Source organism: Borreliella lanei (assembly GCF_014205895.1).
GTDB classification, from domain to species: domain Bacteria; phylum Spirochaetota; class Spirochaetia; order Borreliales; family Borreliaceae; genus Borreliella; species Borreliella lanei.
Genome location: NZ_JACHFC010000020.1, coordinates 1 through 1,399, shown reverse-complemented (window position 1 = coordinate 1,399; position 1,399 = coordinate 1). Strand labels below are relative to the sequence as shown.

Below are 1,399 nucleotides of genomic sequence, written 5' to 3'. Positions count from 1 at the left end.
ACTAAGTATAATCTTCTTTTCATTATTCTTTTGAATACTTCTTATCACATTCTTTTGTTTTAAAGTTAACTGTTCTTCTTCAAATTTATCAAAATCAATTGAAGAATTTGTTGGCTTTACAAATTGTGATATGTCAACTCCATATTTATTTTTGTATTCCTTTTGCAGTGTTGTAAAAAGTTTTGTTTGATATAAGTTCACTTGTGCCCTTTACTATTTTTGTAGTTGCTTTTGCTTTCAGCTTCATTAGCAGTTGCAAGTTTTTTCATACATTCATAGTAAAGCTCCATTTCTCTTATTGAACACTCCTTTATATATTCATCAAGCTCGCTTTTTAAAGAATCAATTTCTTCACTAACAACTTTCTTACTTTTCTTACTACTTGCTTTATTTAAAGCGTCAATTTCGGCTCTTAAATTTTTTATTTTAGTATGCATCCTAACAAGCTCAACACTAGAATATTGCTTAAATGCATTTATAAACCCTAATTCTAAATTAGCCCGCTCTAAATCCAATTCGCTTCTAACTTTCCTAGCGCCAACTTCTGATCTAAAGGTTTGCGACAAAAGGTGTTCAAAAGTATCTTCACTAATTGTTACTCTAGAGTCCTCGTTAATAAAATTTCCTCCACTTTCCCATTTTTGTCTCATTCTCCACACATTTACTTTAGAAACTCCTAATTTGTCCGCTATTTCTACATCGCTTAATACGCCCTCGCTAAAATATGCAACATAATCATCAAAAAACCTTTTACCTTTTTTCAAAAAAATTTCTCCTAAAATAGCAAAATTAACAACTTGTTGCTCTAAATAGTAAAGCAATTTAACAAATTATTAACATAAATTATTAACTTCTTTATACATATTAACTGCTGCTCTATATTTAAAATGTTTATTAAATATAAAAATACAATTTACTTGTCTTAAATGCTTTTAGATAGGTATATTTTATTTTTAAAAGGAACTTAAAGCTATGTCAAAAGCTTTTGACGAGATATATTGCCAATCATGTAGCAAGGCAATTAAAAAAGATGCTAAAATTTGTGTCGCTTGTGGGACTAAAAACAAACAAAATAAAAAATTTTATTACGAATTAATAGCATTTTTATTGTGTTTAGTTTTTGGCTACTTAGGATTTCATAATTTTTATGCAGGTAATAAAACCAAAATAAGTCTTTCATGTTTATTTATATCTATTGTTTCTTTTTTACTTACCGTATTACTATATAAAAAACAAGACTAATTGTTAGTCTTGTTCTTAGTAATTTATGCTTTTAAAAACCATTTATCTTATTCTTTTTTATCTTCTCCAATCTCCTTAAGCTCTTCTTCAATTTTCTTAAGTGAATTAATTATAACTTCATTAACCATATCACTAGTATTACTATTACCATTAGTCA

At 27.2% G+C, this 1,399-nt stretch carries 2 protein-coding genes and 2 pseudogenes; 1 reads left to right on the top strand and 3 read right to left on the bottom strand.

Annotation, left to right across the window (positions count from 1 at the left end; translation table 11 throughout):
* Both HNQ06_RS05595 and HNQ06_RS05590 read right to left on the bottom strand, forming a co-directional pair.
* Window positions 1-201, bottom strand: a pseudogene (locus HNQ06_RS05595) (PBSX family phage terminase large subunit); the annotation flags it as partial.
* Window positions 198-764 carry a DUF603 domain-containing protein gene (locus tag HNQ06_RS05590; RefSeq protein ID WP_184108018.1) on the bottom strand — a complete coding sequence of 189 codons (567 nt, stop codon included), beginning with the start codon at window positions 762-764 and terminating at the stop codon, window positions 198-200. The gene HNQ06_RS05590 and the pseudogene HNQ06_RS05595, both read right to left, overlap by 4 nt.
* A gap of 208 nt (window positions 765-972) precedes the next feature.
* On the opposite strand from HNQ06_RS05590, the gene HNQ06_RS05585 reads away from it, so the two are divergent.
* Window positions 973-1,242 (top strand): TM2 domain-containing protein, encoded by a 270-nt coding sequence (locus tag HNQ06_RS05585; RefSeq protein WP_184108016.1) that lies wholly within the window; start codon window positions 973-975, stop codon window positions 1,240-1,242.
* A gap of 47 nt (window positions 1,243-1,289) precedes the next feature.
* Here HNQ06_RS05585 and HNQ06_RS05935 read toward each other — a convergent pair.
* Window positions 1,290-1,399, bottom strand: a pseudogene (locus tag HNQ06_RS05935) (ErpL protein); the annotation flags it as partial.

Bases quoted from the DNA above. Each gene is read 5' to 3' on its own strand.
- HNQ06_RS05585 (WP_184108016.1), top strand. From the start codon at position 973: ATGTCAAAAGCTTTTGACGAGATATATTGCCAATCATGTAGCAAGGCA.